Raw genomic sequence first — 14438 nt, 5'->3', positions numbered from 1 at the left:
TCTGGTGTTCGAGGCGGATGGTGCAGGTTTCGGCGGTTTACGTCTTTTGACCCCAGGTCAGGGCGCACACGGCCACGCCGCGCGCCTGAATGCCGCGGCGACTGCGTTCAAGTACGGGCGATGTGGTGGGCTGTCACCCGGTCATCGGCTGCGCACGATCGTCCACCGCAACCGGCACCGGCACCCGAACACCTCCTCCGGCGGGCCCGCGATGTCCCCGGGCCACCGCAGCCGGACATCGCCGACCCGGAACAGGCCACCGGCCGGTTGGGTCTGCCCATGCGCCTCCGCGTGCGTCGGCCGCACCGAGGTGTCCCGCCGGGTAATCCAGGTCGCGGTGGCCACCCCGTTCGGGCCGGCGAGTTCCAGCGCGGCCGCCGTCTCAGCGGCGTGCATGATGCTGGCCGCCGCGGCGACCGCCGTACGCGCCCCCCACGCCTCCAACTCGGGGAGCGCCCCATGGACCTGCGCGGAGATGGACACGATGTCACCGTTCGCGGCGTCCACGGCGGCGATCCGCGCGCCCAGGGCCTGCGCGGCCTGGGCGGCACCGGCGGCCAGCCAGGTAACAACGTCGGCAACGGCTCCAGCCCCCACCGCCGACACTCCGGCCGGCGCCGCTCCCAGGCCGGCGGCCGCGGCGAGCGCCACCGCGGCGGCGGCGCCCCCAGCCGTAGCGGTCTCGGTGAGCGCGGTCTCGGCTTCAGCCTCCCACTGGGCGGGATCCACGATCCGAGCCACATCCAGGGGAGCGTCACCAACCCTCGTGTCAGCCGGGTATTCCGGCTGCCAGTGCCGGGTTCCCTTACGGGCCTTCGGGGAGTCGACGCGGGCGGCGGTGCGTTTGACCAGGCGCCGCATCAGTGCGGCCAAGGCTTCGCTCAGGTCTTCCTCCAACCGGCCCCGCGGATCCTCCTGCTCCGGTGCGGAAGGACCGTCGACGCCGGGCAGAGCTTTCGTTTCGGTGTCCAGGAGGCTCTGCAGGCGGGCCAGAGCATCCCCCATCTCTCCGCCCGCCGGTGGGGTCGGCGGCTGGTCGCCGTCGACGGCAGGCCCGGCACCGGGGTCACCTTCCGGCGCCGACTCCTCCGCTGCGGCCGGGTCGCTGTCCGCCGACGGGCCGCCGTCCTCCCCGGCCGGCGGCGCATTCTCCTGTTCGGGAGCGGCCAGGCCGAGCGCGACCGCGTCCTCTTCCCGGGTGGGGATCGGTGTCTTGCCCTGGGCGATGTAGAGGGCACGGGTGTGCGGCAGATCGACCTCTTCGTACTCGGCGACCTTCCGGTACTCCTCCGGCGATGCCAGACCGGCGGCTACCTCCTCGCGCATCTCCGCGCGGCGGGCGGCAGCGACCCGGCGCAGCACCTCCACCTTCGAGGTGTCGAGCTCGCCCACGACCCCATCGTCGGAGTCCTGGTCGAATCCTGAGGTGACAATCCCCATGTGCGCTTCCATGGTGATCGTCCAGAAGTTGTAAAGCTCCTGTTCAGCGTTGTCGAACGTCCGGCCCGAGGCGTTGCCCAACACCGACTCGCCGACACCGAACGCAGTCAGCACCTCCTCCTTGGACCGTGACGCGGCCTCGCCGTACGCCATGTCGCGGGGGTGCGCGCCGAGGTCGGCGACGCTCACCTTGCCGTTGATCACGCTGACCTTGCCGGCCTCCATCGGGCCGCGCCCGAACCGGGCCTCGATCCGGTCGGCCTCCGGCTGCGACAGTTTGCCCTCGACGCTCACGACCGTCGCCGGGCGCCCGTCCGAGCGGATGAACACCACGTTGTACAGGCGGGACAGGTAGTCCAGGTCAACGCTCAGCCCCGCGGCCTCCAGCGGGGTGATACCACGGAACGGATCCAAGGGGTGCGGGTCCCTGAACCACCGCACCCGCTCAGGGTCGATGGCGATACGGCGGCCGTCCGGCGCGATCGTCTCGAAGTGGCTGAGCAGGTCGGCGCCCTTGCCCGGCACCGGCCGCGTGCGGCCCGGCGGCAGCAGATCCAGCCGGATCGGCGCCCCCGCGTTCGACGGCGTAACCTCGACGAACGCCCCCGCAGGTGACAGCAGAATCTGCATCGACAGCCGTTTACGGAACTGACGGCCCGACTCCAACGGGTTCGCCTTACCGTCGTTGAGCAGGTCACACAGCGGGTGATCGGTGATGACGTCGTCGCCGTCACGCAGCTGGAAGTCCAGCCGGGACTGGTGGGAGGCGATCGCGTCCACCGACTTGTAGACCCACACCGTGCGCTCGTAGCCCTCGGCCACCGCACGTTCGACCGGCCATGCCCGCCGGGCCGCATCGCTCATGGGTGAGAACACCGCGAGCGGCGCGACCGACGACCCCCACTGTTTGGTCTCCACCAGGCCCCGCAGCCCCGGCAGAAAACGACGACGCGCCACCAACGCCCCCTCTCCTCGCACTCCCCGGTTATCGGCCGCTGGCCGCGAACACGCCCGCCCCGAACAGCCACCCACCCAGCACCACCCACCCGGCCCCCGGGTGGAGGAAGAACACCGCGGTGGTCGTCACGGCCGCGCCGACCACCATCAGCACCAGGCCGAGCAGCTCGATCAGGTGCCGCCCCGTCAGCTGCGGATGCCCGGGGTGCTCGTTCAGGTCGTCGTACATGCGCAAAGGCCCCTATCCGTGCGGGCCAGCCCGGCGGGGCTGGCTGGCTGGCACGGTAGGGGCCAACGAGGCTTACGTCTTCTGACCGGCTCAGAAGCTCGCGATACGGGAGCCCTGCATCAGGGCGGGGTCTTCAAGGCGGCGCCGCGCGGCGACCTCAGCCGCGCTCTGCCCAGGCGGCGCGGAACGCCGCCAGGCCCGGTCCCGCTTGCCACCGCGCAGGTAATCAGGGTTGGAGTCGGCTGCGCAGGCCGGCTCGTACACCGCTTGGCCGTAGGGCAGACGGCACTTCACGCAGAGAACCTCTTTGATCTCCAACACCATGCCGAGCGACCAGTCCGGCGTGTCGACGTAGTCGTCAGGGAGCGTGAGATAAGGGTTCTGGTGCGTCATGCGGGCGTGGCTGGGCGACGGTGCCGGGATGAACACCGCGTAATGCCACGCGTGGCCAGGCGGATATTCGACAGGCATGTATCTCCTCCCCTGAGAGACATTGGGTGTACCGCGCTTGACACCTTCATTCACCCGGCATCACCTGGCGAGTGATGAGCGGCCCCAATGAGAGGTGGTCAGAGCAGACAGTGCACGTGGAAAGCACGAGAAGCTTGGGCGCCTCACGTTCCCGGAGGACCCGGTTAGCACCGTAACGATCAGTCAGCGGTGAGGTAAAGCCCACATGAGGTGCGTCTTTTTACATGCCGGAAACTGTTCGTCAGGTAACAATTCGGATGGCTTGTAAACCTATACGAGGAGTCGCGCTTCGTCCTCGTCCACCGCAGGCTCATACGGCGCCAGCAACAGGCCCTCCGCCCGGTCCGGGCTGCTCAATCCGCGCGCCTTCTGATCCTTCTTCGGCTCCACCACCGAATATCCGCTGCTGTTGGTCGACAGCTTCGGCCCGGCGAGCTGCGCCTGCGTCATCTCATCGACCCGCAACCGCACCCGGCACAGACCCGTAGCGGCGTCCGGCTGGATCAAGACGCGGCCCGCGACCCACATCTCGTCCCGCTTACGCCATGGCCTCATCGTCGCCTCGTCCGGCTCCCGCCCGGTCGCCTCACTGACCACCACGGCGATGATCTCAGCGTCGTGTACCCCGTCCCGCCCCCACGCGGCCAGGATGCCGGCCACACCCCACCCGATGCCGATCGCGTCGACCTTCACCCGCACCCGGGCGGCCGTACCCAGGCGGAGGCGCAGCGCTTCGGCCCGGTGAATCTGGGTGAGCACGAGTCCAGCGACCTGCATGGGGTCGGCGTTCTCCGGCCCGCTGCTGGTGTGCTCGATCGTCATCAGGTCCCCGACGATCCGGCCGACGACGAGCTCATCGCCGCCGTCCGCGGCGACGTCGACGCCGAGCCGCACCCAGGCGCCTTCATGAACTCGCCATTCAGCGGTCTCATCCGCCAGGCCCAGGTCGCACAGCCGGATGCCGGTCTCGGGCTCCTCCTGGTGGACGGCGAGCTCCACCCAGTCCGCGGGAATGACCACGTTGGCCAAGCCCTTGGGGAACTTCGCTTCGATCTTCGCGCGCACGTAGTTGCTGCGGGGGCCGTGGACGCGGATGGTCCGCTCGATCCACGCCCGGTCCACCATGTGCTTGGCGGGGGAGTGGCCGCCGCCGGGGCATGACGCGCACTCGCCGAACCACTCACCCGTCAGGTTCGGCGTGTCGTACGCGCTGATGGGGATGGTCAGCACCTCAGGGTCGCGGCACAGCTTCTCGAACCAGGTGTTCGGCTCGTCGGTCGGCGGGTTGCCGATCGCGACCATCCGGGCGCCGTCACCGACGAGCAGACCCGCGAGGTTGTCACCAATCGCATGCGCAATGCCGCCGGCCTCCTCGACCACCAGCAACAGGTTGGCCGCGTGTATCCCCTGTACGGCCGCCTCGTTTGTCGGCGCCGCGGCGATGCCGTACGCCACCACCGTGTCCAGCCCGAGAGCGTTGGGCATCTTGTACTGCGCCATGTCGATCGTGCCCGGCAGGCCGGCGCGGGTGTGCGCGGCCCGCACCTCGGGCCACAGCTGGCGGGCGACTTGCCGCCATAGCGGCGCGAGCGTCACCACGGTCGTCGTGCCCACGGGGTGGACGAGAGAAGCCCAGAGAACTAATTGTCCGCAAGAAAATGTCTTTGAGCTCCCAAAACAGCTCGGGACGGCGACCTGCTTGTGCGTGGTGAGGGCCTGCATGAACCGCCGCGGAGTCGACCACACCGCGGCGCCCAGGACCTGCTCACAGAACCCGACCGGATCGTCCACCCAGATCGCGAACGAGGTGCCGGCCACGGTGAACGCCGCGGCGTACAGGTGCCGCGCCTCGTCCTCGGTCAGGTCCTCCAGCAGAAGCCGCCGCTCCTCCGGAGGGATGTCCATCAGGTCGTGGAACATCTGCCGGGCGATCAGGGACCGCTGATCCCCCTCGGGCACCTGAGCGGGGGTCAGCATGGTCCACCCCAGCAGGGCCGGCGGGGGTGACATTCGGGTACGCCGATCAGCGCCCGCAACGGCAGGCGCTCGACGCCCCCCGTCCGCGAGCCCACGACCACGCATGCAACTGCCCCGGGCGGTTAACGTCCACCCGGGTCAAGAAAGGGCGGGCCAGTCGTTTCCCCGCGTCGTACTCTCAGGCCATAGACCTGCGATCGGAAGGGACCCCATGACCAAGTGGGCGTACGACGAAGACCGCACCTATCACGGAGTCAGGGACCCGGAGACGGACAAGACGCGGATCGAAGCCGAGAGAGCAGAATTCGGCCCGACACAGCGCAAGGGAGTAATCGTTCTACGGCTGATCAGGCCAGTCGGCATCCTTAAGGAATCAGCGCTCGAATGGGGCTACCGCGGTACCGGCCCTCTCGCCACGGCATCCGCCATCCTGGCCGACGCTCTTGGGCAAGAGCCCTCCGCCCAACTCCTCGAAGCCTTCCGGACAGACGTGGTGTCCCAGCTCACCGACGACGAGTGGCGACTGCGGCGCGGGGCAGTCCTGAGGTGGGTACGCGGCTGGTGCGCCGAGCACAACATCGATGTCCTACCGGCGGCCGTTGCTGAGCTTCCACCGATCGATCCATCCGACTACGGCAAGCTGCCTGAAGCCCTCAAGAAGGAACGGCACTTCAGGATCTACGGCAAACCGCGCCAGTGACATATTTACGGCCCTGGGCGGTTCGCCCGCCCGGGGCCGAGAAGTCGTACTGTCTGCTCGTAGACCTGCGATCGGAAGGGGCCCCCATGACCGAGTGGGCGTACGACGAAGACCGCACGTATCACGGAGTGGAGGACCCGGAGACGGGCGAGACGCGGATCGAGGTCGAAAGGGCAGAGTTCGGCCCAACCCAGCGCAGCGGGGTGATCGTTCTGCGAGTGCTCCCGCCGGCCGACAGCCCCTCCCTCAAGCGGGAAAAATTCGCGTGGGGCTGGGTCGGTGGCGGGCCTCGCGCCTCAGCATGGGCGGTCCTGGCCGATGCGCTCGGGCAAAAGCCTTCTCCGGAAATCACCGCCGCCTTCGCGCAGGACTTCATGTCCCAGTTCTCCGGGGAGTGGCGGCTACGACGGGGAGCGATCTTGAGGTGGGCGCGTGGATGGTGCGCCCAGAACAACGTCGATGTCCTACCGGTGACCCTCAGGAACCTGCCCCCTACCGACCCGTCCGGGTATGCGGAGCTACCCGATGAGCTTGAGAAGCAGCGGATCGAGCGGATCACCGGCAAGCCACATCCTCGCGGGTGAGATCCCTGCCGTAGTTCTACGCGGTCACCGCTCGATCAGGTTCCTCCACGCCTTGTACGCCTCGGCCTCGAACTCACGGTGACCGCGGGCGTTGAGGCGGTGTGGCGGCAGCACCCGGCCGCGCTCACCGGCCGCCTTGATCTGCCGCTTGACCTTATCCACTGGCTGGTCGACCACTGTGGCCAGCTCGGTGACGCCGAAGAACCGTGGTTCGCCAGGGGCCATGGCGGCCGCCAGGCAGACCCACCAGATGGTGAACGGCTCCACGGCGAACTGGCGGCCGTGCTCGGCGTCGTCCTCGTACGGCGGGAGCTCGATCGCGTGCTTTTCGGCGAAGGCCAGTCCGCGGGTGATGGCCTTGACGTCGACTCCGGCGAGCCCGGCAAGCTCGGCCACCGTGGCGAGGGTGCCGCCCCGGGTGCGGGTGCGGGTCTCCTGCCACCAGGCCGGGAACGCCGCGACATCGAACAGCCGGCCTCGCGCGCCGGGCCGGTTCGGCGCCAGGGGGATGCCGCGCTGCTCGGCGTCCTTCACCCACGCCGTGACCGCGTGCTCCGGCTCGCCGATCTGGTCAGCGACCTTACCCAACGGCAGCCATCCCTCATCCACCGCGGCCGGGCCGGACCGGGCCGCCCACCACTGCCGGAACGCGTCGACCTCGTACAGGCGCCCCCTCCGCCCCGCCTTGTGCCGGGGAACGGTGCGCGTCTTCTTCGCGGCCGTCAGCAGCCCCAGGAGGCGAAGCGTCGGCACCTGCAGCTCGTAGGCGAGCGCAGTCGCCCCGGCCCACCCGGACGTGATCTCAGCTTCGTCGTCCTGCCGGTTGCGCACCCATGCCCGGAACGCCTTCGGCTCGAACAGGCGCGTGCCGTCGACGTCCTCGTGCTCGGGTAGGTCGCCGATCTCCTCCGCGATGCTCAGCAGCTCCTGAACCTCGGCCCAGTCCGCGCCGAGGTCCGAGGAGAGCGCGAACGCCGACAGCCACCCGTACCGGCCTTCCTCCCACCACGTTTTGAACGCCGCCGGGTCGTACAGGGCGGGCTCGCCCATGTGCGGCGGGATCTCCTTGCCGTCCCGGGCCGCTGTGTCCAGGGCGTCCTGTACTCGGGTGGTGGTGGAGGAGACGAGGTCGGCGACTTGCGCGACGGTTCGCCACATGTCGGCCTTGACTTGCTGGATGGTCAGCCCGGTCGCCTTGGCGATCTCGCCCGGCTTCCACTGGCGCCCGTCGACGTCGCCGACCGCCAGCCGGGTGATGGCCGTCCGGCGGGCGGCCACCTGCTGTTCCTGCTCGGTGACCACCGTGTCGAGTGCGGTCCGCTGCTCGGCGATGATGGCCCTCGCCTGCTGCTCGTCCATCTCGGGCAGCAGCTCGTCAACGGGGGCGTGCGCGAGGATCTCCTGATCGCCCATGGTGCGGGAGACGCCCATCAGCTCGTACACGTCCAGGGCGTCCAGGTGGTGCCGGCGGATGAGGACGATGCCGGCCAGGTTGCGGGGAGCCGCCTCGGTCTTGCGCCGGCCTTGTAGGACGACGGCGCGTTCGTGGGCTGCGCGGATGCTCTCGATCGTGGTGGCTGTGCTCATGGCGGTGGGGCGCCTTCCTGTGATGTGGGAACCCTCCCGATCGCTCGGAGAGTGGGGCCCCAAACGGGGCTCAGTTCCCACATATTACAGGCTATTTACGAAGGGGCCTACCGTCTTAGGGTGAAAACTTACCGCCGCTGCGCGCCCTCGACCAGGACACGGGTGATCTCTCCGGAGAACAGATCCGCCGGGGTCCACACGGCCACGTTGAGCCCAGCCACGCCGAACCCGTCCAGCCACTTCTGCTGTTCGGCCGTGGGCTTGGCGCCGCTGCGCGCCATCTTCAGCTCCCGAACGATCACCGCACCCGTCACCGGGTGCAGCAGGAACACGTCCGGGAACCCGGCGGGGGAGTGCTTGCTGTTCCATGTCCAGTAGACCAAGTAGCCCAGCGCGCGGGCCCGCGGCACGATGTGGTCGTCTCGCAGGTCCTTCTCCTTCATGGTCTTGACCAGCTTGGCCTGCGCCTCAGCTGACATGCTCGACAGCCTGGAGTTCATCGCCTCCAGCAGATTCATCACGCCCTCCTTCGTTGGTGACCGGCCGGGGGCGACGGGGTTGCTCCGCGCCGCCCCCGGCCGGCCGGGTCTATTCGTCCTCGCCTGGATCGGTGGTGACCGCCGACTCCGCGAGGAGCGCGTCCACCGCGCTCTGCCGGATCCGAGTCGTGCGCGGCGTCGGCTGCACGGCAGGCAGCTCACCGGAGTGGATGAGCCGGTAGACGGTCATCGGCGACACGCTCAGCTGAGCGGCGACTTCCTTCACCGTCTTCAGCGAGTCCTCGGTCTCGTCAGGCTGGGACATGTGTGGTGCTCCTTGTGCTGGTTGTGCAGGGGTTAGGGGTTGGCGAGCCGCAGCAGGACGTCGCCGCAGCATGGCTTGCCGAGGTCGCACGAGCACGCCAGGGGCCGCCCCTTCAGGCTCGGCAGCAGCGCCAGGACCTTCGCGCGCTGCTCAGCCAGGCGCGGCCACTCAGTGTCGGCGTACGGCGCGGTCAGCCACTCCTCGAAGACGTTCACGACGTAGGTGCGGGCGTCGTCCTCATCGGCGGCCAGGCCAGTGTCGATCGACCATTCGACAGTGAACGGGTTGGCGAACACGGTGGTGTCGTCGACCAGCCGGGCCCCGTCCGGTAGCCGCTGCCCAGCCTCGATCTCCCCAGGGCGTGGCCTGGCGATCCGCGTCGGCACGGTGCCCTCGGGCACCGTGTCAGAGGCAGGGCGGATCGGCCACCACTCGTCGTGGAGCTCCTGCCGACACAAGGCGCACACCCCGCCGTGGGAGGTGGCGGCCTCGCAGAACCGGCAGTCGGTGACCTCACCCCGAGGGCGGCGGACGCGCAGAGTGCGGCCGCTCATGGCGGCCACGCACTCCGGGCACAGGCCAACGGACGGGTTGGCCGGGTCGGTGAGGGTGAGCGGCTCGGCGGGGACGACGGCCAGGGCGTCGCAGGCGGTCACGCCGAGGACGTTCGGCAGCGGGTCAGCGCCGAGGAAGCCGAAGAACACGTGGCGGGCGTCGGCGGCCGCGGTGGCGTACGGGCTGTAGGGGTTCGGTGTGAGGGGCACAGGGGCTCACTTTCCGGGCGAGGTTCGGCCGTGCAGGTCCGAAGCACGGTGTTTTCCTCGGTGGGGCGGGGGGTGGGTACCCCGACCCGGCGTCGGCCAGGCCGGGGCACGCCGGGGTCAGTTCTTCGGGGTGACGTTGATGTTGCTGCCGATCGGCACTGGCACGATCTGGACCTTGCCGTCCTTCATCGCCTGGTACAGGACGTAGCCCTCGGGGCCGAGCACGCTCACCAGCTCCTTGATGGACTGGAGTTCCGTCTTCACCTGCTCGTTCTTGTTCCTCTGCGCCGCGTTCTGCTCGACCGCTTCCTGCGCGGCAGCTAGAGCGTTACGGACGTTCTGCGGCGGCTGCGGCTGCTGCAACGTGAACCGGAACTGGGAGAAGAACTCCGAGCCCGCCTGCTCCTTGATGAACTGCTGAGCCAGCGTCGCGACCTCGGTCTCCCACGCCTGCTTGATCGCGGGATCGGCGAACAGCTGCTTCCAGTCGTACTTCTTCGCGGCGGCGTCCATCGCCCGATCGAGCGGCTGCTTGATGTAGACGCCGAGCAGACGCGCCCATCCCTCGTCGGTGTTGGCGGCGAACTTCTGACCGATCTTCTCGTGGAACGCCTGGAGCGTCTTGCAGTCCTGGTTGAGGTAGAAGGTCGCGACGCCTGCGACGCTCATCTCCAGGTTGTCCTTCGAGACCACGGTGATCGGCTTGGACTCGGCGCCCTGGGAGTCGGAGAAGTCGAATGACCGCTGGTCGGCCGGGTAGGCGAAGCCGGGGTCGTTGATGTCCTGCCAGGCCCGGTTGCCCGGGGGGACACAGCCCTCAAGAACCTTCTCGCCCGACCAGGAGTCGTAGTCGTAGTCCAGGCCGACCTCGTTGGTGTCGGTGGTAATCGAGCAGGCCGAGGCGAACAGCGCCACAGCGGCGATGGCCAGGGTCTTCTTGATGGTGCTCATCGGTTTCCCTTCGAGGGGACGTAGGAGGTGAAGATGCGGATCTCGTCAAGGACGATCACCGCGAAGGGGTTGTCGAGCTTGGCGTGTTCGTCAGCGAGGAGGTGCAGGTCATCGACGAACCGCTGATAGCGGATCAGGGCACGCCGGGCCTTGGCCTGGTTGATGAGCCAGCGGACGGTTTGGATGGTGAGGGGCACGGCTGCGGCCGTCAGGGCGAGGGCCAGGAGGAGAACGACGATTCTCATCTGCTCTTTTCCTCTCCGGCCCACACGATGTGGTGGACCAGCCAGGCGGCGCCGAGGGCGATCGCGGCTCCGCTGATGCGGCGTCGCCGGCGAAGCTGCGCGGACAGGGTTTTGGGCCCGGGGTCGGACAGCAGGGCGGCCGCTTCCAGCCCGGCGAAGGACAGGGCGGTGACGGCCGCCCACATGGTCCACGCCCTCGGGTAGAAACCCGCGTCCAGGGCGGGAAGCGTGTCGGAGTAGGTGGCGGGCTGGTCGTCGACGGTGGTCATCGGACGTCGCCCAGTTCGTCGACGGCGGCGCCGTGCAGGGCGCGCCGGTCTTCGGCTTCCTGCGTGCGCTCGCGAGTGTCGACGGCGCCGTAGTCGTATCCGTCAGGGGTGCTCATAGTGTCCTCGCGGGGGGTGGATTGGGCGCGGCCGTGGGCGACGCCGAGGAGGTAGGCGCACCGGGGGTGACTGCGCTCGCACCCCTGCCAGTGCGGGCCGTCCGGGGCGCCCGGGTAGGGGTCGTCAGCGATCCAGGCGGGCGTTTGGCCTGTCGCGGCGTCGCGGTGGCGTTCGTAGGCGAGCGCTTCCTGAGCTTCCGCCCACCGCTTGGTGGCCCTCGCGCTGTTCATGGCGGCCAGCTCGGACAGCTTGGCGGGGGAGCCGCCCGCCATGATGAGGTCTTTGGCCAGCTCGATCTCTTCGCTGCGGGTCAGGACGATCCCGTCGCCTTCACCGGACAGGACCCGGTCGATCGCGACGCGGTCGATGATCCCGTCGTCCAGGCGGCGGGATCTCCGCCGGAGGCTGGCGAACACGATCGCGAGTGCGCGCTGCTCGACGTGATCGAGGGGGAGGAGGAGTTCCTCGATCTCGACGGTGTCGCCGAGCTGGACGGCGATGGTCAGCCGGTCGGCCAGGACGCGCATCCGGCGGCAGGTCTCGTTGAGATGGTCGATGGTCAGGTCAACCGTCACGGATTGATGTCCCTTCTCCTGGGCGTCGAACGTCACACGGGGCCGCAATACCCGGCGACGACTCAATATTACAGGAGATTTATTAGATGCTCCAGTTCACCATGAGTCGCCAGAGGCTTACGTGATCCACCGGCCGCAGGGGAGACAAGCACACTTCGCCGCTTACGTCTCAAGAGCCCCGCGCATCCGTCAACCCCCGTTGACGACGCCCTGTCTGGCCGTTCACAATCGAACAAGGAGCCGTGAATCGTGCCAATAGGCGAACGGAGGAACGAATGTCACGCCGATGCGCGCACCCCGTCGAATGGCAGGAAGACGGCCGCTACGAATGCCGCAACTGCGGGCGCCGCCTCGCCGTCGACGCCTACAACCGCCTCCAGCGGCCCGTCCGCCACCGCGGCGAACCACCTCGCACCGTCCGCCCCGCCCCCGCGGACGCCGCCGCGTTCAGCCTCGCCCTCGACCTCGGTGAACGCATCGCCGACCAGCTCCCCGACCTCTCCTCCCGCGAGGAACTCGTCCGCGCCGTCGTCGAGGAGATCTACCGGGCGGGACTGCTGCGCCGTACCCCGCTCAGGACCGTCAGCTGACCTTTCTCGGCCGGGTCCGGTGGCGTAGTGGTCAGTGAGCAGGCGCGCGGCAGCGTCGACCGGGTCGAGGACGTCGAACAGGGCAGGCGGCATGGCCTCACCAGCGGGCATGACCCAGCGGTAGGACGATCACCTGTATTTGATCTAGGATTTGGCGGGCATCGCGCCGACCAGGGCAGGCGGAGCGTGGGGGTGGGCACCGACCCAGGGCGGCGGCCCAGCGTAGAAGGACCCGCCATCGTCGACGGGGTCGGTGTCGAGACTGGGCGCGTATCCGGCTTCGAGGATCTCCAGGAACGTCCGCCATGCGGCGCGTTCACTCCGGTAGCGGGCGACGATCGCGTCCACCCGCTCGGGGACGCCGAGCTGCTCGGCGACGTCACCCGGGTCGGCCGGCCCGCGGACCCAGCCGCCGGGGACGCGTTCTGCGAGGCCGTGTTCGGCGAGAGCTCGAAGCGCGGTCTTCGCCGCCGTCTGTGAGACACCGGCCAGGCCGGGGACGTCGAAGGTGCGGATCGGCTCGGTGGTGAGGTGCTCGTAGATGAGCGCGGCCGGGCCGCCGAGGTCGCGGAAGACGGGGTGGATCCCGCCGAGACGGCCGGGCTGCCACTGCCGCCACGCCGCCGCCTCCGCGTACGCCACAGGGATGGTGAGGCGGTAGATGTCGGGCCGGTCGTAGTGGTGCTCAGCGACGAGGTCGATGAACGGGTCGGGCTCGTCCCGCAGCGCCCGCAGGGTCTTGGCGACGGTGGAGTGGTCCAATCCGGCCAGCAGCGCGGTCTCCCGCACCCCGAACCCGACGACCATGCTCCGGCACAACTGGGCGGCCTTCACCATCGCTCGCAGGACGCGTCGTTTCGTGATGCCGGCCGGGCCGGTCCACCGGTAGCGTTCTGCGGCTCGGACCGCGGAGTACCAGCGGCGGCTCTGCCGCAACGCTTCCACCGGATCCATGGGAGAGGCCGGGGGTTTCAGCAGGAGCGGCACCCCTTCAACGACGACCTCCTTTCCCCCGCTGTGTGTTCTCCCACGTGTGTGGATCTCACGGCCAGTTTCCCGCCCGGCGACCCAGGGCACGGCTTTGTTCCAGTCGGCGTGCAGCCGCGTGGCCCGGGTCGCGTCGTCCTTGTACCGGGCGTAGAAGCCGGCGAGGCCGGGCCAGTGGCCACCGTGGAGCCGGGCGGCGACGTCGGTGAGACGCCACCCGCAGGACGCGGCGGCGGCGAGGACGGCCATGCGGGCTTCGGAGTCGGAGGCGTACCGTCCCGGCCCGGCACCGCGGTCGTAGCGGCCGGTGCGGGCAATGGTGTCCATGAGCGGCGACAGGGCGGGCAGGGCGCCGCCGGGGCGCCGCCACATCGGCGCGCCGTCCTCGTCGGCGACGACGGCCCACGCCGCCGCCTGGACGACCTCAGGGGACGGGGCGGCGGAGGAGGCGGTGGCGGTGGCGGTGGCCACCGCAGGGGTGGGGGATCGCTCCAGCGACTCCAGCTCCGGCAGGAGCGCGTCCAGCAGCGCCGACCACACGCCGGGCCCGTTCGGGTGGCCCAGCACCCAGTCGACGTAAGCGACGTCGTCCGTCAGCTCGCGGAACCGGCCGCCGGTCCAGGAGCCGGGCGGCGCGACCAGCCCCTCGGGGGCGTTGATCATCGGCGACGGGTCGAACGACAGGTAGCGGCGGGCGAGCGCTTCGGCGAGGCGCCGCATCGGGCCGAGGGAGATGCCCGCCGCCCACGGCACGTACACGTGCCGGCCGCCCGTGGCCGGGGAGACGTCGGTGAAGCAGTCGCCGCCGCACGCTGCGATGAGCGCCGCGAAGTCCGCAGTCTCCTCCTCGGCGAGCACTGCCGGACGGGCGGCGCCTTTCGCGGCGGCCCGCTTGGGGTCCATGTCGCCCACCAGCAGCCGCGTCACGCCGGCGTCGTAGACGTACACCGCCGCGGCGTACGCAGGTTGCCGCACCGTCAGCGCGGTTTCGTGCCGGCCTGCGAAGCCGCGGCTCTTACCGCGGACGGCGAGGCGGACCCGGCCGCGGGCGCCGAGACGGGGCGCGCACAGCGCCCATGTCGCCGCGGCGGTCAGCGTGGGATGCCCGCCTTCGTGGGACGGGTCGGGTATGGAGTTGTCCGGCATGGCTCGGCGGGTATCACCCGGATTCGACACGCCGCTTTCGGGCAT

16 protein-coding genes are annotated in these 14438 nt (G+C 69.5%); 3 read left to right on the top strand and 13 right to left on the bottom strand.

Annotated features, from left to right (window positions below; all coding sequences use genetic code 11):
* Positions 1–141 precede the first annotated feature (141 nt).
* From ACQP10_RS37890 to ACQP10_RS37875, 4 genes are all read right to left on the bottom strand, one after another.
* Positions 142–2397: a phage portal protein gene (locus ACQP10_RS37890; protein ID WP_433542111.1), complete on the bottom strand. Its 2256-nt coding sequence runs from the start codon at positions 2395–2397 to the stop codon at positions 142–144.
* Between the two features lie 28 nt (positions 2398–2425).
* Entirely contained in the window at positions 2426–2626 is a 201-nt protein-coding gene (locus ACQP10_RS37885; RefSeq protein WP_433542062.1) for a hypothetical protein, read from the bottom strand.
* A gap of 90 nt (positions 2627–2716) precedes the next feature.
* Positions 2717–3097, bottom strand: a complete 381-nt coding sequence (locus ACQP10_RS37880) for a hypothetical protein (protein WP_433542061.1) — start codon at positions 3095–3097, stop codon at positions 2717–2719.
* A 270-nt stretch (positions 3098–3367) separates the two neighbouring features.
* Positions 3368–5074, bottom strand: coding sequence for a hypothetical protein (locus ACQP10_RS37875; RefSeq protein WP_433542060.1), 1707 nt, complete (start codon positions 5072–5074; stop codon positions 3368–3370).
* A gap of 211 nt (positions 5075–5285) precedes the next feature.
* Between ACQP10_RS37875 and ACQP10_RS37870 the strand changes: the two genes are divergently transcribed.
* On the top strand, positions 5286–5774 hold the full coding sequence (locus tag ACQP10_RS37870; protein ID WP_433542059.1) for a DUF6166 domain-containing protein: 489 nt from the start codon (positions 5286–5288) through the stop codon (positions 5772–5774).
* 86 nt (positions 5775–5860) lie between these two features.
* A complete protein-coding gene (locus ACQP10_RS37865; protein WP_433542058.1) occupies positions 5861–6358 on the top strand; it encodes a DUF6166 domain-containing protein in 498 nt (165 codons plus the stop codon).
* 24 nt (positions 6359–6382) lie between these two features.
* Here the strand turns inward: ACQP10_RS37865 and ACQP10_RS37860 are convergent, their stop codons facing one another.
* The 8 genes from ACQP10_RS37860 to ACQP10_RS37825 form a co-directional block, all read right to left on the bottom strand.
* Complete coding sequence (locus ACQP10_RS37860) at positions 6383–7945, bottom strand: hypothetical protein (protein ID WP_433542057.1); 1563 nt, start codon at positions 7943–7945, stop codon at positions 6383–6385.
* 128 nt (positions 7946–8073) lie between these two features.
* On the bottom strand, positions 8074–8463 hold the full coding sequence (locus tag ACQP10_RS37855) for a hypothetical protein (RefSeq protein ID WP_433542056.1): 390 nt from the start codon (positions 8461–8463) through the stop codon (positions 8074–8076).
* Positions 8464–8533: 70 nt separating this feature from the next.
* Entirely contained in the window at positions 8534–8749 is a 216-nt protein-coding gene (locus ACQP10_RS37850) for a helix-turn-helix transcriptional regulator (protein ID WP_433542055.1), read from the bottom strand.
* Positions 8750–8781: 32 nt separating this feature from the next.
* Entirely contained in the window at positions 8782–9513 is a 732-nt protein-coding gene (locus ACQP10_RS37845) for a DUF4326 domain-containing protein (RefSeq protein WP_433542054.1), read from the bottom strand.
* A gap of 117 nt (positions 9514–9630) precedes the next feature.
* The gene (locus tag ACQP10_RS37840) at positions 9631–10464 is read right to left on the bottom strand and encodes an SPFH domain-containing protein (protein WP_433542053.1); all 834 of its coding nucleotides are present in this window, start codon (positions 10462–10464) and stop codon (positions 9631–9633) included.
* Complete coding sequence (locus tag ACQP10_RS37835) at positions 10461–10709, bottom strand: hypothetical protein (RefSeq protein WP_433542052.1); 249 nt, start codon at positions 10707–10709, stop codon at positions 10461–10463. Before ACQP10_RS37835 ends, ACQP10_RS37840 begins: the two co-directional genes overlap by 4 nt.
* Complete coding sequence (locus ACQP10_RS37830; RefSeq protein WP_433542051.1) at positions 10706–10978, bottom strand: hypothetical protein; 273 nt, start codon at positions 10976–10978, stop codon at positions 10706–10708. The genes ACQP10_RS37835 and ACQP10_RS37830 overlap by 4 nt, the downstream gene beginning before the upstream one ends.
* Positions 10975–11670, bottom strand: coding sequence for a hypothetical protein (locus ACQP10_RS37825; RefSeq protein WP_433542050.1), 696 nt, complete (start codon positions 11668–11670; stop codon positions 10975–10977). Before ACQP10_RS37825 ends, ACQP10_RS37830 begins: the two co-directional genes overlap by 4 nt.
* A 275-nt stretch (positions 11671–11945) precedes the next feature.
* On the opposite strand from ACQP10_RS37825, the gene ACQP10_RS37820 reads away from it, so the two are divergent.
* Positions 11946–12260: a hypothetical protein gene (locus ACQP10_RS37820; RefSeq protein ID WP_433542049.1), complete on the top strand. Its 315-nt coding sequence runs from the start codon at positions 11946–11948 to the stop codon at positions 12258–12260.
* A 144-nt stretch (positions 12261–12404) separates the two neighbouring features.
* On the opposite strand, the gene ACQP10_RS37815 is transcribed toward ACQP10_RS37820, so the two are convergent.
* Entirely contained in the window at positions 12405–14393 is a 1989-nt protein-coding gene (locus ACQP10_RS37815; RefSeq protein WP_433542048.1) for a hypothetical protein, read from the bottom strand.
* Between the last annotated feature and the right edge of the window lie 45 nt (positions 14394–14438).

This window comes from Streptosporangium sandarakinum (assembly GCF_050942225.1).
GTDB lineage: Bacteria > Actinomycetota > Actinomycetes > Streptosporangiales > Streptosporangiaceae > Streptosporangium > Streptosporangium nondiastaticum.
The sequence above is the reverse complement of the archived record's forward strand: the minus strand, read 5'-3'. Positions and strand labels throughout refer to the sequence as shown.

Bases quoted from the DNA above. Each gene is read 5' to 3' on its own strand.
- ACQP10_RS37885 (WP_433542062.1), bottom strand. From the start codon at position 2,626: ATGTACGACGACCTGAACGAGCACCCCGGGCATCCGCAGCTGACGGGG.
- ACQP10_RS37880 (WP_433542061.1), bottom strand. From the start codon at position 3,097: ATGCCTGTCGAATATCCGCCTGGCCACGCGTGGCATTACGCGGTGTTC.
- ACQP10_RS37875 (WP_433542060.1), bottom strand. From the start codon at position 5,074: ATGCTGACCCCCGCTCAGGTGCCCGAGGGGGATCAGCGGTCCCTGATC.
- ACQP10_RS37870 (WP_433542059.1), top strand. From the start codon at position 5,286: ATGACCAAGTGGGCGTACGACGAAGACCGCACCTATCACGGAGTCAGG.
- ACQP10_RS37865 (WP_433542058.1), top strand. From the start codon at position 5,861: ATGACCGAGTGGGCGTACGACGAAGACCGCACGTATCACGGAGTGGAG.
- ACQP10_RS37860 (WP_433542057.1), bottom strand. From the start codon at position 7,945: ATGAGCACAGCCACCACGATCGAGAGCATCCGCGCAGCCCACGAACGC.
- ACQP10_RS37855 (WP_433542056.1), bottom strand. From the start codon at position 8,463: ATGAATCTGCTGGAGGCGATGAACTCCAGGCTGTCGAGCATGTCAGCT.
- ACQP10_RS37850 (WP_433542055.1), bottom strand. From the start codon at position 8,749: ATGTCCCAGCCTGACGAGACCGAGGACTCGCTGAAGACGGTGAAGGAA.
- ACQP10_RS37840 (WP_433542053.1), bottom strand. From the start codon at position 10,464: ATGAGCACCATCAAGAAGACCCTGGCCATCGCCGCTGTGGCGCTGTTC.
- ACQP10_RS37835 (WP_433542052.1), bottom strand. From the start codon at position 10,709: ATGAGAATCGTCGTTCTCCTCCTGGCCCTCGCCCTGACGGCCGCAGCC.
- ACQP10_RS37830 (WP_433542051.1), bottom strand. From the start codon at position 10,978: ATGACCACCGTCGACGACCAGCCCGCCACCTACTCCGACACGCTTCCC.
- ACQP10_RS37820 (WP_433542049.1), top strand. From the start codon at position 11,946: ATGTCACGCCGATGCGCGCACCCCGTCGAATGGCAGGAAGACGGCCGC.
- ACQP10_RS37815 (WP_433542048.1), bottom strand. From the start codon at position 14,393: ATGCCGGACAACTCCATACCCGACCCGTCCCACGAAGGCGGGCATCCC.